Raw genomic sequence first — 24,592 nt, forward strand, 5'->3', positions numbered from 1 at the left:
ATCACGCAAGAAGAGGTGCATGATGGCAGACAGGATTTGGGTCCTCGCCCGTCAAGAGGCCAAGCGCGTCCGCAATTCCTTTCTCCCAGATGATGAGAAAGGTGCTATTAGCCTGTCAAAACTATGCCGTTACCTGGATATTGATGTGCAATTAGCTGATTTAAAGCCAGGCATCTCGGGGTTTATTCAAAAAGAACACCCGAATGAGCAGCCCTTCATCGTCTTGAATAAGAATGAACCGGTGTTGCGCCAACGCTTCACCCTTGCCCACGAACTTGGCCACTACTTCGAACGCAAGATGAATAACGATTTGGAATACACCTTCGTCGATTCGCGCTCGTCTAATGATTACGACCTACATGAGTTTTATGCCGATGAATTCGCCGGTGAGTTGTTGATGCCTGCCGATCAGATCGAGGAATTACGGGCAAACGGTCGCGATGAGATCTATATGGCCAAGTATTTCAAGGTAACGATCCCAGCCATAGAAAAACGGTTAGAGCGCATCCGGCTCGGCGAGGAAGAAGCCGCATCCCGTGCCACAAACACGCCCGCATAGGAATGGCCATGGGTGATATTAAAGCACTGTATTCTGCGGTACCTGATGAGATCGAAGCCGATCAGAGCCGCCTTGAATTAGCGCATTTGAAGGATACCTTTCAACAGACCACCACATTCCGGAGTGCCTTATTCAAGCACATTTTGATTCTTGCGTACGGGTGTACCGCAGCGTCAATTGGCATGGTGATCGTGTGGTTTGTGTACTTTCCACCACCACCTGCCGCCGTTGGGGTGGCACTCATCACCGGTCTCACCGTTGAGGTCATCGGGCTCATCGCCATCATGGCTCGCTCCCTTTTTCCTAGTGATGGGTTGCGTTCGACCGTTGGCACAAACCGGCAACCTGAGGTTCCTGACGAACTCTAATGCCCGAACCGTAACCAGACCTATCTGTGGGTCTGGGATATGAACAAACCCTTGGGCCATATCAACGATGGTCCAAGGGTTTTGTTTAGCGTTGAGTACGAACGCGCATGCGCCCGTTAGGGATTAGCGCTGGTCTTCAGCACGCAACCCCGTCCAGTTGTCACCCGTGTGGAAACGATAGGCCTCGCTCCAGGGCTTCTTGCCTTCCTCAGCCAACTTGGCATCACGTGCAGCTACAAGTGATTCGTGGGTCGGGGCGTCGGGCACATCAGCCGGACGGTTGTCGTCAAATTCCTTGCGCAGGGCAGGCGCAACAACCGTACCGAGAATCTCAATCTGCTTAATGACCTTGTCAATGGGTAACCCAGCATGGTCAATCAAGAACATAATGCGCTGCACGTTACCGTAGGCTTCACGCATGGCAGCGTACCGTTCGATAACCTGCTGTGGTGAACCCACCGTCAGCGGGGTCATCTTTGTGAAGTCCTCCATGGACGGCCCATGGCCGTAGACAGGGGCGTTATCAAAGTATGGACGGAACTCATTAATCGCATCCTGAGAGTTTTCAGCCATGTACGCCTGGGCACCAATACCCACGATTGCCTGGTCAGCACGGCCTTGGCCATGAGCTTCCCAACGCTGACGGTAGTAATTAATGAGTTCTGCGGTGTGGCTTTGGCCCCAGAAGATGTTGTTATGGAAGAACCCGTCCCCGTAATAGGCTGCCATATCAGCTGTTTCGGCTGAACGGATTGAACCATGCCAAACGAAGGGGGCAACGCCATCAAGCGGACGAGGAACTGAGGAGAATTGCTGCAAGGGAGTGCGGAACTGCCCCTTCCAGTCCACAACATCCTCGTGCCACAAGCGGTACAAAAGACCATAGTTCTCGGCAGATAATTCAATCCCCTTACGGATATCCTTACCGAACCACGGGTACACGGGTGCTGTGTTTCCACGTCCGAGCATTAAGTCCACACGCCCACCCGTCAAGTGCTGGAGCATGGAATAGTCTTCAGCGATCTTGACCGGGTCATTTGTTGTGATCAAGGTTGTGGCCGTGCTCAGCAAGATGTTCTTCGTCTGCGCACCGATCCAAGCCAAGGTCGTGGTAGGCGAGGAGCTAACGAACGGTGGGTTGTGGTGTTCACCCAGAGCGAAAGCGTCTAACCCAACTTCTTCAGCCGTTTTTGCTGCGGTAACGATGTTCTTGATGCGCTCGGATTCGGTAGGCACCTTACCTGTTGTCGGATCCGGGGTAACGTCAGAAACACTAAAAATACCGATATGCATGATTTGTACTCCTCAAAATGAGCTGAACTGTGTAGTTCTAAATGATGGTGATGATGCTTGAAATAAGCGCTACTTCAGGTGATCGGCCAGATGAGACATTCCTAGGCACATGCCCTGGCGGTCTTTCTCACTCAGCGCTTTAAAAAAGGTCTCTTGAACAAAGGCAATATGACCAGGGTTGACCTTCTTAAATGCCATTAACCCTTTAGCGGTAAGTGCAATGTGCACCTGGCGGCGATCGTTTTCGTCTGTGGTCTTTTCCACCCATTCACGTTTTTGCAAACGTGAAACCGAGCGCGACAGTCCCGAGGTTGTAACCAGCACCGTTGCTTTTAAACATGACATCGACATGGTGTGTTCAGGAGCATTAAAGAGCGTTACGAGTATGTCATAGTCAGACAGACTTAAACCACCCTCAGCTTGCAACTTGGCTTCAGCACTCGCCAAGATGCGTGACGCCGTAAAGAGGTAGTCACGCCACATCTGCCAGTCTTGTTGGGTTGCCATGGGGACATAGTACCCCTTTTAGTTGCGTGCGCAACTATTTTTTCAAAATTATTTTGCTCAGGCAACTAATAGACATCGATTTGTCGGGAAACTAAGGCACATACACTAATATTTTAGTTGCTCAAGCAATCTCCTATGCACGGATATAAATCTTATAGCGGTCCAGTAAGATCGCGAGCAATGTCCAAGCGAATACACAGATAATCGCAAATCCCCAGGGTGCAAAACCGATACGTTCGGCTGCAATAACCGGCCATGCGGGATGTTCGGGAGTACTGCCATACATCACCATGGCGATAAAGAGGTGTGACCCGAAATACACAAACAAACTGTTCTTCCCTAAGGACTGTAAGGGCTGGAGGGCTAAGGGCGGGTAGGGCGGGTAGTCATCACCTGGTTTATCCAGCAACATCCAAAAGAGAATGACGAGTGCAAGGGCAGGCACACAGGCCAAAAGAGCAAAGCTTGGTGTCCAGAGGCGTTTGAATGGTTCAACAAAGAGGCTGAGCCCAGCCCCTAGTGTGGCGCAGTACATAAGTAAGAAGCTCACCGCTTGAACGGGGCGTTTGCCGGTTTGTCGGGCTTGGAGAAGGAGATGGCCCAATGTCGTGCCGGCACTCATGGACAATAAGGCCCCGAGTGTCGAGATGAGGCCTTCGGGATCATGACCGGCTAATCCGTGTTTGTAGATATGACGAAGTCCAAACACATTGACGTCTAGGTAGAGGGACGGATTACAGGTTTGGGTCAGACCGTCCATACCACACACAATCGGGGGCCATGCGGCGTGCAGCGCGGTGAGTGCTGCGACGAGGAGGGTGGTCCATCGGAACCAACCGCGCCATGTTTTGATTTTCCAGTGCAGCAAACCCTGGGCAAAGGCCAGAACACCGTAGAGCTGCAAGACACCAGTGAACCGTAAGTCGGCGAGGTTATAGGTATGCGTGGTGACCGCCGTATACCCAAGTCCGAGCAAAATAAGAACAAGGGAGCGCCGCAAGACAATGACTCCACGAACACGTGTTGCATAGGCAAAGGCAAATCCCACACCGCTCATGGTCACAAATACCGGGAATACTAGGTCGAGGAAATGGGCGCCGTACCAGGGTGAATGTGTAAATGCGCTGGGCAGTGGTGAGGTGACCAAACTTGCCGACAGTACGGACACAACCAACATGACCCCGCGGGCAACATCAAGGGAGATGATGCGCGGCCGTCGGCGTGAGCGGATGGTGTACTGCGGCTCAGCCATCTGAGGTTGTGGGGGCTTGGGCCGGCTGATCAGCATTACTTGGTTCTGGTTGGTCCGTTGGGGGTGGTGTGGACTCATCTGGTACAGGAGTGGATGTTGCTAGGCCCTCTGGAGAGGCAACGGCAGGTGTGTCTTTGCCGAACGGGTCTTCAGATGAACTCGGGATGGGGCTAGGTATTTCGATAACTTCGGTTGGGGCAGGGCGTAAGTCACCGGGTTTAGTTGCAAAGGTTTGGTCTGCGTGGAAAAGCGCAACCTGGCCCTTTCGCCCTAAAGGAAAGTGCCCTGGCCAGAGCCATCCGTAGGCAAGGCCGTGGGCTCCATCAACGTTACCAGCGATGGTGTCTGCACCGGCATCATCGGTATGGCCAGATTTTTCGTGCTCAGGGTCATCTTCCTTTGCCCCAAAGGCAGCTCGCATTGCTAAATCCGAGAGACGATACCGCCGTGTGATGTTGGGGTCACTGGAACAGGTTGCAAGTGCGAGCATCTCCTCATCAAGATCGTCTTCTTGTTCAACTAGGAGCGCGAGGCCCTGTTGAACCGCATCGTGGTCAGGGTGATCGTAGATAATGCACTCACCGCGACCATTTGTGTAATTGGATGCCAACACCGAAATGGGTGCCCAACTCAACCCCCACGATTGGCGACGCTCAATGAGTTGGCCAACCGCCCAGGCAACTTCTTGTGGGGTGACGTCATAGTCGCCCGCATCATAAAACACGGCAGCACCACGGTATTGAGCATCTATCCACACGAGTGGTTTGTGGTCTACGGGGAGGCACTGACTCTTATCTGGATTGTTTTTGCACCATTCAGTTGACCAATCTGGGATCTCATCAATCGTTTTTGACACCCACTGCCCTGGGAAATGCGGGTCCGCTTGTGACATCAACGTGAGAAACTTCAACGTGCTGTTAATCCTGGCTTCTGAGCAGGCCGGGGTGTAGTTGTCTGCGGGAACCGGATTAGGACCAAGTTCCCCTGGTTCCAGTGTGACGGTTTCAAACTCGCCAATGACTGATGATTTGTTGTTGCAAGCGGCAGTAGATTCACCGCGATTCATAAATACAAAAATGGGCCAGGCTTCACGGTCGGCTTCAAGGAGGCTCCACATTTGCATTTCATCATCTGGATGGGCGCTGACCAGGATGGCTACTGATTTGGCGGTGTCACGAATGGGACGCGCCGACCCGTCGCTTTGGTGCGGCACCTGGGCACACCCCGCCGCAAGCACAGCCCAAAGGGTGGCCCCGGCAAGAAATAATCGATGCATAACGTTTGAGGATACCGGGTACCGTAATAAGTATGACGGATGCGAATACTTCTAATGAGATTTGGCGTGAGCGCCTCACCCCTGAGCAATACCACGTGCTGCGTGAAGCCGGCACGGAACGCCCCCACACTAGTGAGTTCAATCACGTATGGGAAGAAGGGGATTATCACTGTGTGGCCTGTGATGCCAAGCTGTATGAGTCAGTGAATAAGTTTGATGCTGGCTGTGGCTGGCCGAGCTTCGACCGCGAAGTACCCGGTGCACTCACCACACATGAGGACCGTAGTCATGGCATGGTTCGCACCGAGATGCGCTGTGCAAACTGCGGTGGCCACTTGGGCCATGTATTCCCCGACGGCCCCACCGAGACAGGCATCCGCCACTGTGTGAATGGCATTGCCCTAGCCTTTAAACCCAAGGCCGCCTAAGTCCCACCCCTTGTAGAGAGGCAGCGTAGAAAACTCCGCCGTTGGCGGGGTTTTCTTGTTCGTTCGGTTCAAAACCTATCTGCTATCACCGTTACAAGAGATGTTGTTAGTCGCGTGGGTCGCTGATGTCTGGGTCGAGGGGGTAGCCGAGGGATTGTGGTTTGCCGGCCCGGTGGCGACGAACCATCCCGAGGGCGTAGAACAACGCCGCGGTGAACGGGATAGCTGGAAGAAGGTGTAAGAGCACGGAGGCATTGATGACCTCCACGTTGTTCATGAGTAGCCCACTCACAAAGAGACCACCGCCAGAGGCCACAAGAATGGTGGCACTAGCCAGGGCAAACCCTTCAGATTGTTGCCGTTTTGGCACGATGTGTTGCAAGGCTAGCATGAGGGTAGACATAAGCGGAGCGATCGGTAGGCCTACAAAAAAGAGCAGCCCACCGAAAATCCAGGGGTTTGGGGCATAGATAGGGACACCAAAAGCAACCATAAAGGCGCAGTACAAGATAATGACGATCCAGCGCCCCTTGCGGAGTACCCCGCGCACATTGGTCATCAATATCCCACCAACCCCTGACCCAAAACTAATCAGTGTGGTCAACAGGCCGGAGGTTGCGGTCTTCCACCCAAAGGTTTGCACGTATTCAGGTAGGGCAGCGTCGAACACCCCAAAGGTGAACCCAAAGAAGAAGAACAGCAGGTAAATCGAACCCGCGCCGGTCACGAATAGTGGTATCTGGCCTTTGATATTGTCTTCGTTATTGGGCCGATGTTTAGGTAAGGGCCGTATTGAAAGCACCCCGATAAAGAGCAAAACCGCCTCGGTGGCAATCAAATATGGTGCGGCGAAGAAGCTACCAATCACGCCGGCCACAACTGGCCCACTCACAAAGGCCACTTCAACGAGCACCGCATCAACTGAGTTAGCCGCTTCAAGTAATTCTGGTGGTACCGACGGAATGAGTAAGGAGCGAAGCCCTCCGGTAATGGCAGCTGTCAGCACACCCATCACACAAGCCGTGATAAAGACCAATGGCAACGGTGCACGCATCCACACCAACACGGCTAAGACCAAACAGGCCACTGCAGATTCCCCTACTTGGCGCATAAGCCCGTATTTCAGTACTGAACGATCGAGCTGGGCGCCACGAAAGCGCGCACTGAATCCCCCACACAAGGTGCTGGCGCCTGCAAGCAACGCACCCGTACCGACGGATCCGGTGAGGTATTCACCGGCCAAGATAAACGACAGCAAATTCATCGTCACCGGCATACGAACCAACACATTTGCCACAGCCCATTGTCTAAAAACTGGTTCGCGAATGAGTTGCTTAAGTGGCGAGGATGACATTGGGCAGAGGATAGCTATCTATCCACAGATTGCCCTTGTTATCCACAAGTAATCCCCAAGAACACTTGGAAAAGAAATAATGTGCAGGAACCATTGCCACCATAGGAAACACCGCAGATGTAGTTCACATAGTCCAGCCGATAATGAGAAGTTATCCACAAGCCTGTCGGGAGTATTATCCCCGTTGACAATTTGTTTTGAGAAACAGACTGTTATCTGGACACAAAATCTGAAAGAATGATTGCCGCCGTTTTCGGCGCTATTGCTCTACCCAGCACTCACTTCTAGATGGGAACACTGTGAACGACCTGATCTCCCTGGTAAAAGACCTCTGCGTTGTACATGGAACGGTGACGCTATCAAGCGGCCGGCAAGCCGACTGGTACATCGACCTTCGCCGGGCAACCTTGCACCACAAAGCTGGCCCCATGATTGGTAAAGCCATGCGAGACCTTACCGCAGACTGGGACTATGACGCCGTAGGTGGGCTCACCATGGGTGCAGACCCTGTAGCCGGAGCCATCATGCACACGCCCGGCCGCCCAGTTGATGCCTTTGTGGTTCGCAAGTCAGCTAAAAGCCATGGCTTACAACGCCAAGTTGAGGGCCCCTCAATCAAGGGTCGTAAGGTGCTGATTGTCGAAGACACCACCACCACTGGAAATAGCCCCCTCACCGCAGTCGCCGCCGCCCGAGCTGCTGGCGCCGAGGTTGTTGGTGTAGCCACCGTGGTAGACCGTGATACGGGTGCTCGAGAAGTTATCGAAGAAGCCGGCCTCGAATATCGCAGCGTCATTAGCCTTGAGGATCTTGACCTGAGTAATCAGCTCTAGAGGGCCACAGCGCTCACGGGTACCAAAACCCGTCGATCTCAGCTATTAGTCTTGCAGTATGCCTGTATTTCCCTTCAATCGTCCTGTTGGGTCAACCACACCAACCACCACGGTAGAAACAACCGACGGGAAACGGTTTACGTGGCGATACCGACATATTAAGGGTGGTATTGACGGATTAGTGATGAGTGCCAAAGAAGCTGCCCCCTTTGGCAAGACCAACTTGCCGGTGACGGTTCATCTCCCCACCGGCCCCAAGCGCGGCACCGGACGAACGGTCACTGGGGATGACCTTAATGATGCCATCATGGACTTTGTGCGCGAGGACAAAGGATTGTGGCAAGTATTGGCCGTCCCCAACAGCCCAACCAAAGCCAGCCTGCCCGTCACAATCGTCCGCATCACCTTCAACGAACCCACATCGAATTAGGGGAACCAAACGCGCGGTGGCGCTTCCTTTCCGGTCCGTTAGTCCCTGTCCCAACGTGGTATATCGCCTATCGTTTGCAGCATGGACATTGACATGAACGTACCCCACGAATATGTAACCGCGATCGACCACGTTGGTGTGGCCGTACCCGACCTTGACGAGGCACTGGCCTACTACCGTGATTGCTATGGCATGGTGGCTTTGCACATCGAAACCAACGAAGAACAAGGCGTTAAAGAAGCGATGGTTGGCCTGCCCAATCAGCACCCCAACGCCGCACTTATCCAGGTGCTTTCCCCACTGAGTGAAGACAGCACAATCGGCAAGTTCTTAGCCAAGAATGGCCCTGGCCTCCAGCAGCTCTGCTTGCGCACCAACAACCTTGATGCCCTCAGCGAACACCTGAAGGCACAGGGTAAGCGCCTGTTGTATCCAGAACCCAAGAAGGGGACCGCTGGTGCCCGCATTAACTTTGTTCACCCTAAGGATGCTGGTGGCGTTCTCCTTGAACTCACCGAACCAGCTTCTTAAGTAACCACCACACCGATCAGGCGGCCACGTGCCGCCTGTTTTATGCTCCAAACGGTCATTTTCTACCGCAAAGACAAGGCCGCTTGTAACCCCTCATTCAATCCAGTGGCACGCTGGTTTTTGGTACGTATTCCAGCATCAAGTACCTCGCGAGACCCAACAATAACCACATGCTTTTTAGCGCGAGTGATCGCGGTATACAACAACTCACGGGTCATCAACGGGCTTGGGCTGGTCGGTAACAACACAACAACGGTGCCATATTCTGACCCCTGACTTTTATGCACGGTCATCGCATGCACTGTTTCGAGCGAACGCAACCGATGCAAGTCAATCAGATCCGCATCACCCGTGGAAGTCCATCGGCCATCAAGAGCAACTTGTGGCTGAGCCCCCGCACGCACCACAATCCCTACATCACCATTGACCACGTCGATATGACGATCATTGGCCGTCACCATTACCGGCCGGCCCACCCAATCATCAGGGATACGGTGCAATGGCAACTCATGGAACCACCGATCCATGGCCTGATTCCAATAGGCTCGGCTCCCGTAGCCACGCTGATGAACGGCTAACACCACCGCATTTGTATTGGCGGCGAGCGCACCTGGAATATCCCCCGCCAGCACGAAATCACGGACCTGGCGACGCTGGTCAATCATGTACTCGGCCAGCCCTACCCCAACCCGTTCTTTCGTCAATGGGCCGTGCAGATCCGTTTCAACAAAGGCACACCGCCCGATACCATCAGGATGCCGCAACTCGTCAAAAAACGCTGCCGTTTCCTGTGGGCTCATCACATCAAGTTGGTCCCACATGGCTACGCCGTCACCGGCAAGTACGGCAGCGGCAAGATGGTTGATGTGCTGCTCAGAACGATAGTTTGTTTGCAACGTGATAATGGCATCATCAGCCCCAGCGGCAGCCGCACCACCAGTCAAATCAGCCATCACCTGCCCAGCATCAATGGAGGGGAGCTGGTTATGGTCCCCAACCAACACCACATGGGTACGTGGATGGGTACCAGCCAGCACCGCATGTAAATCACTCAAACTAACCATCGAGACTTCATCAAGCACAATGAGGTCTGCATCAATGGGATTATCTGCGTTCACCTTGGGCTGTGTAGTAATCCCCCACCCCATCCCGATAAGCCGAGCGATAGTCATCGGTTCAATCGCACGAATACCGTTAGTGTCTAACCCCAAATTGGCATGGTGGACATCAATAGCATCGGCTGACGTACTCAACGCTTCTTTTGCCCGTGCCGCCGCCTTGCCCGTAAAAGCCGCAACCTTAATGACGGGTGCACCATCTGGCCCAGAACCTGTGAACCCGGTGAGCACCAGGGAAAGTGCTTTGGCAACAGTTGCTGTTTTTCCGGTCCCTGGCCCACCTGAAATAACAGTAAACCGCTTATTCACGACGGCATGTACCGCAGCTAACTGGGCCTGGTCTACCCCGCGGTCCTCATATTCAGGTGCGGGTGCAAAGAGCTGATGCATAATGCCCGTAAGGTCAAACCCTGCCTTGGGCGTTAAGCCAGGTTTCCAAGCCAACGGATCATCAAGCACCGTGCCATAGGTGCCCTCATCATCACGCAAGCGTGCGGCCAACTGAGTCACCACCGCTTGTTCTGCCCTATAGAGACGTTGCAGATACACCCACGACCCCGCTACCACAAGGGGACTATCCTCACCCGATAGTTTCGGTTCATCGCGTACCCGTTGGACCCAAGCGTCCAGGTCATCGGGCCACAATTCGCGCGGCAAGGGCTGCACCGTACCTTCACGGTCTACAAACGTGGTGGGTAGGTGAGCCAAATCCACAAGCACATGACCAGTACGGGCGCGCCACAGTGCCAAAACCACAGCCAATCGCACCGTTTCATCCTGGACATCAGCAACATCGCATAGGGTCTTTGCCTCGATCACATCACCGGAGCTAACCATGCCAATGTCCTGGAGATACGTCAAGGCAGCATCTACGTCCATGATCCCTCCCCAGCGAACGCTGCATCAACGGCTTCAATTAAGGCAGCACTTGGAGTCCACCACATCACCCCTGGTCCGCTTGCCCCTTGGGCAACCGCTTGGGCCACGGTTGCGTTCGGTTCTCCACTCATGCCACGCACAAAGAGGTAAGCCGATCCACCCAAGTGCACACGAGGGGTATAGCCAATCAAACTTGCCCGTAAATACCGATGTAACGCCACCTGGTACAACAGCGACTGCAATGGGTAATGGTGCACTTCCATCTCGGTACGCAGATTGCCCGGCTGATAATGCCCTTGGCGCAATACTTCCACACCAGGAATCGCAATACGGTTCGTTTTGTAATCCATCACCGTCCAGGTGGTTTGCCCATCGGGGTGTTCATATTGGACCACAAGGTCAATAAACCCCAAGAGATAACCGCGCAATGGCCGGTCATCACCCTGTTTGGCCAGGCGTTTGGCGTAGGCCGCAAAGGGATCATCATCGTGCACATGAGCAGCCCAAATCTTGCCGAGCTCTGCCAGTGAAATACCGGGACCACCGGCTGACTGCACACTGAACTCATACCCTATTTCGTCAGCGCGATGCGCCCGACTCACCTTCGCTAACGTCAACGCTCCCAATGGTCCACCCAAGGGGGTGTGCAACACCTGATGTAATCCGAGCGCAACCTGGTCAAGAGTCTCTGATTCTAATTCAGCTAACGGGCCAGCCAGTTGGTCGGCTAAAAACTGGCGAATAACCTTCTGGCTATTGGGATCTTGAAAATCGAGCAGCTCATAAATTTTGTGTACGGCCGTACCCGTTTCTGCTCCACTGGGCATCACCGTCAGGGTCACCGCATCACCGGCGACCCCATCATCAAAAGCTGTTTCACCATCGGTGTCCACATCGGGCTCATCAAAGGTTGGCCGGTCTGTGTCATCTTGTTCTTGTACCCACCCGCTGAAGGATGAGCGGCGCCAATGCATGTCTATAGCTACGGAATCCATACGCGGAGCCAACGGGGCCTGAGTCTCCCCACTCCGTGAAGTTGGCTGGTAGGTAGGAATCTCGGCGTCAGGCTGAACCTCGTGAGCCGCAAACAGGTGGGGGTAGTGTTCAGCGAGTTCTTGGGCTTGGGCAACAAACCCCCCGTTTCTGGCTGGTATGGCTGTCTTACCTGCCTCATCGGAGCTGTCGATGGTGCCCCCACCTTGAGCAGATCGGGCCTCCATCACCGCATCATGTACAAGTTTGGCCACCGTCCCGAGCCCTTCTCTGGCTTCTTGGTGCCAAATGGCCACGTGGTGCTTGGCACGAGTGGCTTCCACATAGAACAAGCGCTGATTCGCATACGCTGCTGTCTCTATGACGTTGGGGGCCACATCCGTCTGGTCAAGCGTGTTCGTATCATCAAGATTCAGGTACCGCTCCCGCCGTCCTGGATGTTTTGGGTCTTGCCGGTAATACAGGCGCGGAATCATCATGGCCTGACGGGTGGTATTGATCCACGCAAAGGGCACGAGCACGATTGGGCGTTCTAACCCTTTAGCGGAGTGGGCAGTCCGCAACTCAACGGCACCCCCATCAAGGTCAAGGCGTCGGCGTTCTTCTTCGGCACGCATGTTGTACGAATACCGTGCATGGCGAAGCCACTGCGCCCACCGACGCCGTCCCCATTCCCCTGAATTGTCGAGGAGTTCACCAACATGTTCGAGGTCTGTCAGGAGCCGCCGCCCATCGGGACGCGCAAGCAGCTTGCCCGCAAAGCCAATATCTGTATCAATGGCTTCGATCAGTGCGCCTGGCCCATACCGCTCAAGGATCTGTCGCCACACCAACGTGTACGTCCAAATGGCGTTGCTATCGAGGGCGGTGCCACGAAGCCACGGCCCCACGGTTAAGGCGGTCAGTGCCCCAGGATCAGGTCGTTCAACGAGGGCTTCAAGCAGGTCGAGCCAGTAGGTTGCCGCTTCTGACTGTAAGACATTGCCTGATGCCATTAATGACGGGATATTGTGTGACAAGAGCGCATTATTGAGTTTAAAAATGTCATCATTGCGCCGAACAAGCACACAAATATCCCCAGGTGTAATGAGTCGCGGGGCTTCACCTTCATTTGGTTTAATTTCAATACGGCTGGTGAGTAGTTCGGCACAGTAGCGAACAACATCTTGGATGGTCGCAACAATCGTTTCATCCTTGTTGCGGTTAGTTTTATCTATTGCTATAGAACGCAGTGTGCATGGTGGCATAGCACCGGCTGCTGTTGAGATACGTGCAGCTTTATGCCTCGGTTCTACCGGCAAAAAGTCGGTGTTGAAGCTAAATCGTTGCTTCATAAAGAGCGTATTGATTGCCTCAACAACCGGCCCATCGGAACGATAGTTTACGTTTAATTCAAACTGTGTTTGACGCAACTCTGGTTCAGTTTGACCTGATGATTCAGTCTCTTGAACCCATCGGCGAGCATCATCCCACGCATTAATATCACCACCCCGAAACTCATAGATAGCCTGTTTGGGGTCACCCACCAAATACAAGTGGATATCAGTATCTTTGAAGAGCTTTTTTAATAGTTGTAGCTGTGCTTCGTTCGTGTCTTGAACCTCATCAACCATCACTACCTTGAACTGGCCAATGAGCTGTTGGATTGCTTTTGCATGGGTTGCAGTGCTGTCCGAATGACCGTCAGCCTTAAGGTATTGGTTAAGGGCCTCAAGGACATCGCTATAGGTGTATGAATGACTTTTCTGCCTAATCTCCTTTGCGCTTTCTACGCTGCGAACGGCCAATGCACCCAATGCTGCTGCAGTCGATGACGTCACATTTACTACAGGTACATCAAGCTTGGTTTTGGGTACATTCAGCATTTCATACACAACTTTGAGACCCTCATTCATTTTTGGAATAGGAGGGGGCCTGTTGTAGTGATTAGCTGCCTGAATGAGGAAATGATGGAGGGTTGACTGGGCAACAAACGCTTCATCGATGAGATCAAGTTCGCCTTCTGGGGCAATATCGAGCCACTTGACCAGCATCGCCCAAAAACTGTCCAAGGTGGTCACAACAGCTTGATCGATGTCCGCCAAGGCCTGTTGGGCTCGTTCATAGCGTTTGGTCAGTGCTTCTTTATCCTCACAGCGATAAATCACACCAAGCGGTTCATCATCGTGTACGTCCCGTGCAGGATCACAGAGCTGCACGGCCTGTTCAAGGGCATTCACCAAACGCTGGCGCATCTCTGCCGCGGCTGCCTTGGTGAAGGTAACCATCAACAACTCCCCGATCTTGCAGTGACCCTCAATCAGGTTGCGCACTGCTAAAGCTTGGAGTGTGTACGTTTTGCCCGTGCCTGCACTGGCACCCAAGGCAATACGGGGATGACGTTCAAGGTCAATATCTAACTGAAATAGCGACGGCTGTGATTCGCTACCCATCATTTTCCTCGCCCTCGCAACTCTGGGTGACCGTTTGGAAGCTGGTCGAGCATCGGCTTCCATAGCCCATCACTCACCACATCAAGGTGACGTCGCCCACCATCAATACGTTGGTCAATCACCCACTCGGCCGGCAGATTCCCCCCAAGCAGTCGCACGACCGATCCCGCTTTGGCCTCTGGCATATCAAAGCCGAAACTACTGCCTTCCCATGCTTGTCGAATTGATCGGGCATCGGGTTCAGCCGCTTTTGACCACGCCAAGGCTGTTGCAAGGGGTGCAACAAGTGGTGTCATCAATCCTGTTTCAACCGTAGCCACAAGTAGATTTAGGGCGGTATTTGCCTGGTCAGCCGGTATGGGGATAAACCCCAACGGTTTAAACCCCTTGTATCTATCTTTATAGAGATACGTCACATCAATCGCCCGACCGGCAAAGGCATGATTGAGTATGAGATAGGGCACCCACAAGGCCCACGTCGTTCTGCTCTTATACGACGAAGCGGTAATAGCCACAATGACATAGGACTGATCCGAGCGACGATACACCGTCATCCGATCCACAATACGAATCGTTCGTCCCCTCGGGGTAGTAACCGGAATATCGACACTCACCACAATCGGTTCGGCCGAGGTCAGCCCTTGGGCATGTTTAACTTGGGCTACTTGCTCAACCGTATGCTCGATATCTCGTTCAATATCACCAGCAAGGGGACGTATCGGTAAAACACCAGAACGAATAGCTCGCTGAGTAATCACCTCAGCCGACTGATTAGTTCGCAACGCTTCGTCATGGACCGCCCATCCACCGAGCCCTCCAGAGGATGCCTTGATCACCACATCTTCCGGTTCTTGCTCATTGCCCAACCACCCTATTCCAAGGGTATGGCGGGCATAGGCGTGAAGCGGGTCTTGCCCAAAGCGAATTAAGTCAGTGACACTCACCTCATCTGGCAACGTTGGATCATTAACCACTAGCGCACCGAGTCGATCAGGGTCGGCAATGGTCCGTTGACTTTCAAAATGAATGGCGGCAAGTTCGCTGGCCCGTCGGTCAGGGCTTGGCTGATCACAGTGGTCCAGGACACTCCAGCGATGCAACGCGGCTCGTCGTATGCGTATCGATTGAAGCCGGTTGGCCCCAAGAGTCTCAAGTGTTCGGTTCAAGTCCGTAACCATCACGCTGGGGTGAGCTTCTCCACCTTGTGGTGGAGCAGACCAGAAGATCGCTACCCGTTCAGCCTGGCCAGCTAGTAAATCCAGCCAGGCCTGGCGGTCACTGCTTGCGGCATCACGATCTCCTACCCGTTCTTCACCCCACTCGTCAACAGACACTCGTGTTCGAGGCCGGGGTACCTGCCCTTCATCCATACCGAGCAAACAGACGACACGATGGGTGAGTCCACGCGCATTCGATAAGGAGGTAACAATTAAATCCCCTGCCGCAATATCACCGCGTCGGCCACCACTTCTCGCCATCTGTTGAACAATTTCGAGGAACTCCCACACCGGGATGGCGGCCTCATTCTCTGCGGCCAATTCACTGAGCCGGTTCACATCTCGCAACACGCTGGTTACCTGCCAGCCATGGTCAAAATCAACCCAACAGCATTGCTCGACAATCTGATGGAGTAACGGCACCCATCCCTCAACCACCGATTGGGGTTGTCGTGCCTGTTCAAGAACACGGCCCAGTGCATCAGTTGCCGTAAAGAAACGCCCGATAAGGTCCACATGACCAGGTTTAATCCCAAGGGCTGGTAGGTCGTCCATACCACCATCAAGGCGTGCGAGGCCCAGGGCAAGTTGCTCTCGACTGTCTTGAAGCGTGCCACCGTGATAGACGGGTAACCCAAACCGTTCACGATCTTGTGGGTTCAGGCCCCATGTCATATGGGTTGCTTCAAGATAGGCCCCGAGATCATCAATATCTTGTTCATCAAACCCAAACTTGGCGGCAACCGGTCCCATGGCCAGCAGATCCAATAGCTGAAGGCGAGTCAGTTGGCCCTCAACCAGGCTAAGGATGTACTCAATGACATCACGAACGGGGTTGGGCAGTTTGGCATACGGGTCAACGAGGCGAACGCGAAGATACGGGCGATTGGTCCCAGGTGCGAAGGCACGCCGGATAGCAGCTTCCCAATGATGTGGGTCAGGGCAAGCAACGACCACATCTCTTGGTTCTAAGGACGGGTCGTCCATAAAACAGTTCAGTAAGTAATCTCTTAACGCTTCAACTTGGCGTTGAGGTCGAGCACAAGCCACTCTGACCAGAGATGCCGGAGATTCGTCACTGGTGGTATCAGCAACGGGTTCCCCTTGTGTATCCGTGCGTATGGCCTGTTGGACCTTCCCAAGTACCGTTGCTGTCACCGGTGCATCATCAAGAATACGAAGCGTTGTTTCATTGCGCGCTGCCACGCATGCAACCCCGTTCAGCCCTTCAATCGTGGCTCGCGCATTAGCTTGATTGAGTGGCGTTTTGGCAATATCTGTAATGGCTAAGGCGCTGCGAGTATCACGGACAATAAAGGTGTTCGATGCATCATAGGACACCGAGGTGAATGCGAGATCGCGTTCCAGCATCTGTCGTGCGATAGCCATCAGTGGTGTGGTAATCCACCAGTACACATCGTGATGCTTTGCGTAGGCCGTTAACAAGCTCAGTTGTAAGGCCGACAGGCTATGCACCCCAAATAGCATTAACGGGCGAACCTTGGAAATACCAGGAAGCACAAGGTTTTCCATGCCTTCGTTGATGAGTTGGTGTGCCCGCTCAACAAGCGTGGGCACCTGGGTACGCGCTCGCAAAAACGCGGCCATGTCAGCCAAGCGATGGGTCAATATGGCAGGATGTACCTCAGCTGGGTCGGGATAGGCGCGTATCCAATCCAACACCACATCGGGCCGCCAGAGCTGAGAGCGGTCAATGTCATCGGCGATACGGCGGGCCAACCGCCACCGATGAACCCCAGGATCGGCGGGTAAGGCCATCAGCGTCCATGCCATACGGTCGATAGCCCACGGGTCAGGTGCACGATCTTGGTGGGGCTGCGGTTCAGCCAGAAACACATCAGATAGCCAATACGGCAGTTCGAGCATCACATTGGCGCTAACCCCTGAAGGTACCGTTGCATGAGCTGCGCCAAGCACATGGCTGAGCCGTTGGCTAACAATTCGTTGGGTAGAAGAGCCGGGCACAACAATGTGCCAAGGCTGTAACACATTGGCCGTTTCCCCTGGAGGCATGTGGTTGGCAAGGTCACGAACGGCTTGGTCAAGTGTTGGGCTGACGGTCAAATGCAGCATACCTACCACCGAGATTGGGCATCACGATTAGGAAGAACACGTGATTGAGTCCGCATGACCCTTCGTGCTTCGTGACTGATGGCCACCGCTTGATAACGCACTTTGGTTGCGAGGTCGAGTTGACGCTCTGGAACTGATTCTCGAACCGTATCATCGAGATGTTCTGCAAGCTCCTCAATCACCTGCATATATGAATCTGGGAGTGCACGTTGATGGGTGACAACTAATTGGGCTGTTTGGGCACACCGTAGCCAAGCCTGTTCCACTGCTGACCGTGCGGCGCGCTCAATTTGTTCTTGAACAGCCTGGTCACCCCGTTCGCGTGCAACCCACTGGTCAGCCTGTAAGGTCAATAATTCTGCACTATCTATCAGGGCATGAAGATCTGGTTTGTCCGCAGCTTGTTCATTGCGGATTCGTTCACGCATTGCCTTGAGCTCTGCGATGCCATCATCACGTTCACGGGCATGGGCAACCTGAATCGCGGTTTCTACTGCACGCTCGGCAGAACGCACCGCGTCAGGTAACAGCCGAGCCGCGTGTTGCAGGCCAGTGAGCGTTTCATGAATAGCATCAATAAGGCCTTCAGCTGCATCTAAATCAAGGGCAATGGATGACAACTGTTTAGCCGCTTCATCAATATCCTGAATGTCCATATCTAGGGCAGCTTTTGCGGCATCAAGTTGCTGAGGTATCCCAGCCAACAAGGCTTGTGCCGTTGATCCGTTACCGGCAACAAACTCCCAGGACCGTTGCCCGAAACTCGTTTCCAGCCCAGTCATTGCCTCACGTGCCGGCCCCAATGATTGTTCTAACTCACGATGACGATGGGCTGCAGTGTCTACCTGCTGGGTCATATCAAGATACGTGCGTTCCATATGTTGAACACTCATTAGGCTGGCGGAAAGCTTTGACTCCGCGACACGTAAAAACTCATCAGCCCCAATCATTTCCTGATGGTCACGTGCCCGTTGAGCCCACTGGGCATATACCGTTGCGATTGCCAAATCAGCCTGAGATGACGTGCTTTTCCAACCCTTTCCAACCGCAAGGTCAATCGCGGTGGCTGCCACGTGTAATTCATCCTTAATGGCGGCAAGACGACCATCAATGCCATCAATAATCGTGATGATATGGGCCAGGTTCCCCTGAATCACCATCATCTGGTCAGCGACGTCCTGAACGTCAGCAAAGACCACAGTGAGTTGTTCATTAAAGCGATCATACGATTCGGCACGAAAGCCCTCGGCGGTACCCATTTGGTTGACCAATGCATGCCATCTTCGTAGCACTGCGTAGGCACGTAAATCGATTTCGACATTGGCCCGCCTGATAGGTTCAACCTCACTCATGGCCATCCATTCGGCCAAGTCTTGGGTCTGTTTGGCGAGTGCACGTTGGTCTTGTTCAAGGTTGAGTGCGACCGTCATCCCTTTTGCGCGCGTCGCTTCCGCATTAGCCCTTGCTTGCCGAAGCACTTGCCGGTTCTGAACGAGCCACAGTCCGCCAACCCCACCAGCCAGCAGAATCAGTACCCCCAAAACCATCCACGCAAGTGGAGTTAGCAATGGTTGTTGTGTGGTCTGGCCGCGTGTTTCATAGAGCTGCTCATTGATTGACGTAAAACCAGAAACCAGCACTTGCTCCAAAGGAATATGGCCAATTTGGTCACGCATTGATTTAGCTAGCCCATCACTATCAATCCGATGAGCTACGTCGATGCCAGGATGAACAACAACAGCTTGGTCATCAATGGTTATGCCGACCGCGATGACTGACCCAGGATCATCAGCAAGTACAGGACAGGTACTGATTGCTTCGGTGAGTTCACCGTTGATATCTCGGCCACCACTCGTACGTAAGAGCACAATTAATGGCTGAGTACCAGCTAGCCGAGTCGTATCCGTTACTGTCTGGACCTGTCCTTCTTGGTCGGCGGGAATAAGATCATCACCGTCACGCAAAACCCCACCACAGGCAGTAATCGCTCCGACGGGTTGAGCAATGGGTATCCCTAGAATCACCCCAACGAGGACAGCTACCACCATGACGGTAGCTGATGGCAGCCACGGTGCGAAACGATGCATCATGCTCATGTACTCATCCTGCGCTCAAGAACAACTAGTTGCTCACTCAGTGCGGTAATCCGTTCATCAAGATCAAGAAGGTCAATCGGACGACTGACATGAGCCAAGGCTTCCTTTGTCTCTTGATACCCGGATGCGACAAGCTCAAAGGCAACCATTGATTCCATATCCTCTGAACGCGCAACAACCTCACTGAGGGCAACAATTTGTTGGCCAAGGAGCGAAAGTCGCTGCTGTTGGGCTACCGTTCCGTAACGTTGTGCACTTGATGTGCTGCGCTTCGCTGTTTGCCCCTCCGGCTCAATATCAATAACTTCTGCCGCAACCCGCCGAATTGACGCCGATTGAGGAATCTGATCATCCGCTAACCCACCTGGTGGTGTATGCGCTGCGGCTGGTTCAGCTTCGTACGCTTGAGACGATGATGGTGAACGTTCTTCATCATCTGATGTTCGTCCGGCCAGTAACCGATTAATGGTGACCCCAATCCCGGTCATTCGTTTTCGCCCAAATACGACCCATAGCCCACCACCGATAACAAGTACGGCGAGCCCAATGAGGAGGGGGACATACAGCGAACCTTGCGCTGGTTGGGCACTGGTTAATGCCATAGCCACAGTTGATACCACCACGGCTGGGTTTGATTCACCTGCAAGTTGTGCGGTGACTGGCTCAAGGGCGGCGGTGAGCGCCTCATCTGAGTGGGTTGCACTATAGACACCTACCGCGTCAGGTCCGATTGCAATGACCGTGCCGTTGATCGCTTGCCCAATGCCATAAGCAACATCTTCGGCATTGACTCCGGGCTTGTCAGCCCCCCAGATCGCTACACGCAAATCCAGTTTGGTAGCTTCGGGACTCTCTAGTGCCGCATTGATGGCTGCAAAATCCGGTATGGTCGCTTCTGGACTAGACCATATGCGTGGCCCACCGTCCATAGCGGCAATAATGCTGGCGATGAGTGGTGCTGTCCCATCTGCGCCTGGGGCTGGTAGCGCAGAACCAGACTCCGGCGACGGTTGACCAGGGGTTGGTGGGGTTGAGGGCGAGATCGGCTGTGTCGCCTCAGGCGATGACTCAAGGGATTGCCCTGGCACTGCCGGTGCTGAGGATGGGTCTTGTGCCAGCGCCAGGCTGGGAACCGCGCACAATCCAATGGCAAGCGCGTAGAGACACGCGTTGCGCAATACGTTGCCATGGTGTGACATCGTCTTGATTATAGAGGCATGTCCCATACTGCTGACCATTCATCTATTACCGACCGGATCGTGGACTACGTGAACGGAACCCCAAATTATTCTGAAGGGTTACATGTCATCCCACGGGCACACCTTGCGGTTGTTACCTGTATGGATTCTCGTATCGAAGTCAGTGTCACCTTTGGTCTACAACCTGGTGAGGCGCATATCTTGCGCAATGCCGGTGGCTTGATTACAACAGACACCTTGCGGAGCCTGTCACTCAGCCAGATTCAACTTGGCACACGAGAAATTATGCTTATCCACCACACCGACTGTGGGTTGCATCTGACCGATGAGGATGACTTCAAACGGAGAGTCGTTCAAGACTACGGGCGAAAACCGCTCTTTTCGCTCGGATCATTTGATGATCCCTACGAAGATGTCTATCTGTCTGCCCAAGAAATTTATGCCAGCCCCTTTATCCCCTATACAGACCGGATGCGTGGCTTTGTATACCGTGTTGAAACAGGACGATTAGACGAAGTTGACTTGACGTCACCACCTGAACGAGCACCCATCTAAACCATTTCCCCAACAGAAAAGGTACCGTGGCACAAGAGCAACGAGGAGGCCTTGTGGAACGCATCAAAAACTTGTGGACGATGTTCACCCTTACCCACCAGAACAACCCAAAGGTTGTGTGGTGGATGGCGCTTGCGGCATTGGGCACACTTGCTGTTTTCATTATCACCGGGATTTTGACAACCCATATCTGGCCGTGGGCCATCACTGGGGTGTTGATGGCTGGGTTAGTTGCCATGATTATCCTGGGCCGTAGTGCGACAAAAGTCCAGATGGATGCTATTCGTGACCAAAAGGGCGCTGCGGCCGCCATTTTGCAGACGATGCGAGGTGGATGGCAAGTCGCCCCTGGTGTGGCATTCAACCGTCGCCAAGATATGGTTCACCTGTGTGTGGGCCGTCCAGGTGTTGTGCTTGTTGGTGAGGGGGATTCTGCCTCTCGTGTTCGCCAGTTATTAAACCAAGAACAACGGCACTACCAGCGTTCTGCCGGATCGGTACCTGTGCAAACGGTTGTGGTCGGTACCGGCCCAAATACCGTCAAACTTGATGACTTGTCCTTGCACCTGACCAAGATGGATCGCACCATCAAAACGGGTGAGATAGGCCCGCTATTTCGTAAGCTCACCGCCCTTGGTTCATCGAAACCACCCATGCCAAAGGGGCCACTTGGAGGGAGTGGCCGAGTACCGCGCAAGATGCGCTAATGGCTGAACTGCTCCTACGGCCATGGCAGCGCCTGGCCTTAGACAAGCTGGCCACGCACACTGAACGCGACTTTCTCACCGTGGCCACTCCCGGTGCGGGTAAGACCACATTTGCGTTGGTTGCCGTTAACCGTGAACTCCACGCGCGCCCTGGACCAACCGTTATCGTGGCCCCCACTGCCCACTTAAAGCGTCAGTGGGCTGAGGCTGGCGCTTCAGTTGGGTTGCACCTTGATCCTGATTGGGTTGCAGGGAATGACTTTGCGCCTGATATGCATGGGATTGTGACGACCTACCAACAAGTTGCGTTGGCTGCACCAGACCTTGTTCGCCGGTGCTATGACGGCATCATCGTTTTAGATGAAGTGCACCATGCGGGTGATGAAATGGCGTGGGGTACAAGTGTGGGTGAAGCATTCAAACTGGCACGACGCCGAATCAGCCTCTCTGGCACCCCGTTCCGTTCAGATACCGCGGCAATTCCCTTTGTGCGCTATCACTTCGAAGAAGCCGTTCCTGATGTTGAATACGGCTATGGCGACGCCCTTGCAGACGGTGTTGTCCGCCCTGTCTATTTTCCACGCATTGATGGTGAGATGGAATGGGTTGCCCCAGATGGAAACGAGTATCAAGCCTCATTTGCCGACAAGTTAAATCACACGTTAACAGCACAACGGTTACGCACAGCCTTAAGCCCCCACGGCAACTGGTTGCCCGATGTGCTGGGTCGCGCCCACGAGACACTAACCCAGATTCGGCAAACACACGCTGAAGCCGGTGGGCTTGTCATTTGTATCGACGCTGAACATGCCAAAGCGGTGGCAGCGATCTTGCGCCATGTCACCCATTCGGAACCAACCGTGGCCTTGAGTGAAGATCGAGATTCATCGGAACGTATCGCTCGGTTCCGAGAGAGTGATAGTCCTTGGATTGTTGCGGTACGCATGGTGAGTGAAGGGGTTGATATTCCGCGGCTTCGAGTGGGGGTATTTGCCACTACGACAACTACAGAGCTCTTTTTCCGTCAAGCAGTCGGGCGACTGGTTCGTACCACCAAAGAAACGATGGGCGCACGTGCGGTCATGTATTTACCTGATGACCCTCGGCTGCGTGCCCACGCAATGGGGATAGCTGAGCCACGACGACATGTGCTGCGCCGAAAAGAAGACGACGAGCAGCCCAACGTCCCCGACCAGATAGAAGACCCACTTGATGGGATGCTTGCCGGTCAAGCTGAGCAGGCCAGCCTGTTTGAAGTGCTCAGTGCTCAGGTCGCTGACTCTGGGGAGGCCGTACCAGAATGGTTAGATATTGAACCCTTCCCCCAAGCTGATGCGCAGGGTTTTGAACTCATTATTGATACCCCACCCACCCCGGCTGGCATTGTGCCGGCCAGTCCACCAGCGGGTATAGCTACCAAGTCACGTGCTGTAACAAAAACGACGCTCCGACAACGCAATAGCGACTTGGTCAGGGTCTTGGTACGACGAACCGGTCACGGTCCACGTGAAATTAATGCACGGCTCAATAGCCGTATCGGGTTAGCCAAGATTTCAGATGCCACGGCTGAACAATTAATGGACCGCATTACTGCGGCCCAACACTGGATTGATGAACTCTAAATAACGGCCAACACCATAAATGAGCCCTGCTATAAGGTTGTATCTGGTTTAGGAAATGTGGCGTCGTCCACCGGAGGAGCGCTCGTTGGCTCACTCGCTGGTTGATCCGTTGACTCCGTTTGATCAGGGGTCGATGGTTGTCGAGAAGGATGCTTTTTTGGCATTGGGTCTACCCCTGGAACATCCACATAAGGACCACTGCGAGGCATTGGAGGCAAGTCGTCAATCTTGGCGTCCAATTCACCAGCAACGGTCGCTTCACTTGGGAGGAATATCCACAAGAGGACATAGATCCAAATGCCACTGCTCCCGGCTAATGCAGCCACGATAATGGCAAGACGAAGCAAGCTTGGGTCAATACCTAACCGTTCGCCAACACCCCCACATACCCCGCCGATGTATCTATCGGTCGAAGATCTGTACCACCCTTTGTCAGCACTCGCGGTACGGACATCATTCACAAATGTCCGCGTTCCAGATTCAATTCGTTCGGCATATTCTTCTGCGTTTTTCATATTGTTGCCTTTGCTTGTCATATCCCACGAGAACGACGTACCCGCTGTGTCCAAACCGTGACATCGGTTGGGAGCAGGATCCATAGCCCCATATAGAGCACCAACAAGAAGATCCCTAGATTGGATAGGTGCGTTTTCCTGAAAATGATGAGCAGGACACAAATAAGAATGACATATATCAACCGAAGGGTACTTGCGCGCCAGCCCAAATATTCACTAATACCGCCGATAACACCGGCAAATTTTTTATCACGGGTTGAACGATAAAGCCTTTTTTGCACCATTCCGATCCACCTCCTCTCCTCGTTCTGGCTATAACTACAACTAGATAGTG

At 53.6% G+C, this 24,592-nt stretch carries 21 protein-coding genes; 9 read left to right on the top strand and 12 right to left on the bottom strand.

Annotated features, from left to right (window positions below):
* Nucleotides 1-22 precede the first annotated feature (22 nt).
* Both VCU37_RS02650 and VCU37_RS02655 read left to right on the top strand, forming a co-directional pair.
* Complete coding sequence (locus VCU37_RS02650; protein ID WP_336249083.1) at nt 23-559, top strand: ImmA/IrrE family metallo-endopeptidase; 537 nt, start codon at nt 23-25, stop codon at nt 557-559.
* A gap of 8 nt (nt 560-567) precedes the next feature.
* Nucleotides 568-927 (top strand): hypothetical protein, encoded by a 360-nt coding sequence (locus VCU37_RS02655; RefSeq protein ID WP_336249084.1) that lies wholly within the window; start codon nt 568-570, stop codon nt 925-927.
* A gap of 123 nt (nt 928-1,050) precedes the next feature.
* On the opposite strand, the gene VCU37_RS02660 is transcribed toward VCU37_RS02655, so the two are convergent.
* From VCU37_RS02660 to VCU37_RS02675, 4 genes are all read right to left on the bottom strand, one after another.
* The gene (locus VCU37_RS02660) at nt 1,051-2,220 is read right to left on the bottom strand and encodes an LLM class flavin-dependent oxidoreductase (RefSeq protein WP_336249085.1); all 1,170 of its coding nucleotides are present in this window, start codon (nt 2,218-2,220) and stop codon (nt 1,051-1,053) included.
* A 69-nt stretch (nt 2,221-2,289) separates the two neighbouring features.
* A complete protein-coding gene (locus VCU37_RS02665; RefSeq protein ID WP_336249086.1) occupies nt 2,290-2,727 on the bottom strand; it encodes a MarR family winged helix-turn-helix transcriptional regulator in 438 nt (145 codons plus the stop codon).
* Between the two features lie 133 nt (nt 2,728-2,860).
* Nucleotides 2,861-3,979: a heparan-alpha-glucosaminide N-acetyltransferase domain-containing protein gene (locus tag VCU37_RS02670; protein ID WP_336249087.1), complete on the bottom strand. Its 1,119-nt coding sequence runs from the start codon at nt 3,977-3,979 to the stop codon at nt 2,861-2,863.
* A complete protein-coding gene (locus VCU37_RS02675) occupies nt 3,972-5,255 on the bottom strand; it encodes a hypothetical protein (RefSeq protein ID WP_336249088.1) in 1,284 nt (427 codons plus the stop codon). Before VCU37_RS02675 ends, VCU37_RS02670 begins: the two co-directional genes overlap by 8 nt.
* Before the next feature lie 32 nt (nt 5,256-5,287).
* Between VCU37_RS02675 and msrB the strand changes: the two genes are divergently transcribed.
* Nucleotides 5,288-5,683 carry a peptide-methionine (R)-S-oxide reductase MsrB gene (msrB, locus tag VCU37_RS02680; RefSeq protein WP_336249089.1) on the top strand — a complete coding sequence of 132 codons (396 nt, stop codon included), beginning with the start codon at nt 5,288-5,290 and terminating at the stop codon, nt 5,681-5,683.
* Between the two features lie 106 nt (nt 5,684-5,789).
* Here the strand turns inward: msrB and VCU37_RS02685 are convergent, their stop codons facing one another.
* A complete protein-coding gene (locus VCU37_RS02685; protein ID WP_336249090.1) occupies nt 5,790-7,037 on the bottom strand; it encodes an MFS transporter in 1,248 nt (415 codons plus the stop codon).
* A 299-nt stretch (nt 7,038-7,336) separates the two neighbouring features.
* Here VCU37_RS02685 and pyrE point away from each other — a divergent pair, with 299 nt between their 5' ends.
* The 3 genes from pyrE to mce all read left to right on the top strand — a co-directional run bounded on the left by pyrE (nt 7,337) and on the right by mce (nt 8,831).
* Entirely contained in the window at nt 7,337-7,870 is a 534-nt protein-coding gene (pyrE, locus tag VCU37_RS02690) for an orotate phosphoribosyltransferase (protein WP_336249091.1), read from the top strand.
* Between the two features lie 58 nt (nt 7,871-7,928).
* A complete protein-coding gene (locus tag VCU37_RS02695; protein ID WP_336249092.1) occupies nt 7,929-8,300 on the top strand; it encodes a hypothetical protein in 372 nt (123 codons plus the stop codon).
* An 81-nt stretch (nt 8,301-8,381) separates the two neighbouring features.
* A complete protein-coding gene (gene mce, locus VCU37_RS02700) occupies nt 8,382-8,831 on the top strand; it encodes a methylmalonyl-CoA epimerase (RefSeq protein WP_336249093.1) in 450 nt (149 codons plus the stop codon).
* Nucleotides 8,832-8,893: 62 nt separating this feature from the next.
* On the opposite strand, the gene recD is transcribed toward mce, so the two are convergent.
* Genes recD through VCU37_RS02725 form a run of 5 tightly spaced genes read right to left on the bottom strand, consistent with a single transcriptional unit; the run spans nt 8,894 to nt 20,859 of the window.
* Complete coding sequence (gene recD, locus VCU37_RS02705) at nt 8,894-10,828, bottom strand: exodeoxyribonuclease V subunit alpha (protein WP_336249094.1); 1,935 nt, start codon at nt 10,826-10,828, stop codon at nt 8,894-8,896.
* Entirely contained in the window at nt 10,819-14,253 is a 3,435-nt protein-coding gene (locus VCU37_RS02710; protein WP_336249095.1) for a UvrD-helicase domain-containing protein, read from the bottom strand. Before VCU37_RS02710 ends, recD begins: the two co-directional genes overlap by 10 nt.
* Entirely contained in the window at nt 14,253-17,564 is a 3,312-nt protein-coding gene (locus VCU37_RS02715) for an exodeoxyribonuclease V subunit gamma (protein ID WP_336249096.1), read from the bottom strand. The genes VCU37_RS02710 and VCU37_RS02715 overlap by 1 nt, the downstream gene beginning before the upstream one ends.
* A gap of 2 nt (nt 17,565-17,566) precedes the next feature.
* On the bottom strand, nt 17,567-19,660 hold the full coding sequence (locus VCU37_RS02720; RefSeq protein ID WP_336249097.1) for a hypothetical protein: 2,094 nt from the start codon (nt 19,658-19,660) through the stop codon (nt 17,567-17,569).
* The gene (locus tag VCU37_RS02725) at nt 19,657-20,859 is read right to left on the bottom strand and encodes an Rv1476 family membrane protein (protein ID WP_336249098.1); all 1,203 of its coding nucleotides are present in this window, start codon (nt 20,857-20,859) and stop codon (nt 19,657-19,659) included. Before VCU37_RS02725 ends, VCU37_RS02720 begins: the two co-directional genes overlap by 4 nt.
* Before the next feature lie 18 nt (nt 20,860-20,877).
* Between VCU37_RS02725 and VCU37_RS02730 the strand changes: the two genes are divergently transcribed.
* From VCU37_RS02730 to VCU37_RS02740, 3 genes are read left to right on the top strand one after another with little or no spacing between them, the layout of a single operon-like run.
* Nucleotides 20,878-21,414 carry a beta-class carbonic anhydrase gene (locus VCU37_RS02730; RefSeq protein ID WP_336249099.1) on the top strand — a complete coding sequence of 179 codons (537 nt, stop codon included), beginning with the start codon at nt 20,878-20,880 and terminating at the stop codon, nt 21,412-21,414.
* A gap of 53 nt (nt 21,415-21,467) precedes the next feature.
* Nucleotides 21,468-22,121 carry a DUF4191 domain-containing protein gene (locus VCU37_RS02735; protein WP_336249100.1) on the top strand — a complete coding sequence of 218 codons (654 nt, stop codon included), beginning with the start codon at nt 21,468-21,470 and terminating at the stop codon, nt 22,119-22,121.
* Nucleotides 22,121-23,743: a DEAD/DEAH box helicase gene (locus VCU37_RS02740; RefSeq protein WP_336249101.1), complete on the top strand. Its 1,623-nt coding sequence runs from the start codon at nt 22,121-22,123 to the stop codon at nt 23,741-23,743. The genes VCU37_RS02735 and VCU37_RS02740 overlap by 1 nt, the downstream gene beginning before the upstream one ends.
* A gap of 29 nt (nt 23,744-23,772) precedes the next feature.
* Here VCU37_RS02740 and VCU37_RS02745 read toward each other — a convergent pair whose 3' ends face one another.
* Together VCU37_RS02745 and VCU37_RS02750 are read right to left on the bottom strand one after the other, a co-directional pair.
* Nucleotides 23,773-24,258 (bottom strand): PspC domain-containing protein, encoded by a 486-nt coding sequence (locus VCU37_RS02745; protein ID WP_336249102.1) that lies wholly within the window; start codon nt 24,256-24,258, stop codon nt 23,773-23,775.
* A gap of 17 nt (nt 24,259-24,275) precedes the next feature.
* Nucleotides 24,276-24,542 carry a PspC domain-containing protein gene (locus VCU37_RS02750; RefSeq protein ID WP_336249103.1) on the bottom strand — a complete coding sequence of 89 codons (267 nt, stop codon included), beginning with the start codon at nt 24,540-24,542 and terminating at the stop codon, nt 24,276-24,278.
* Nucleotides 24,543-24,592 lie beyond the last annotated feature (50 nt).

Source organism: Stomatohabitans albus (assembly GCF_036336025.1).
GTDB lineage: Bacteria > Actinomycetota > Nitriliruptoria > Euzebyales > Euzebyaceae > Stomatohabitans > Stomatohabitans albus.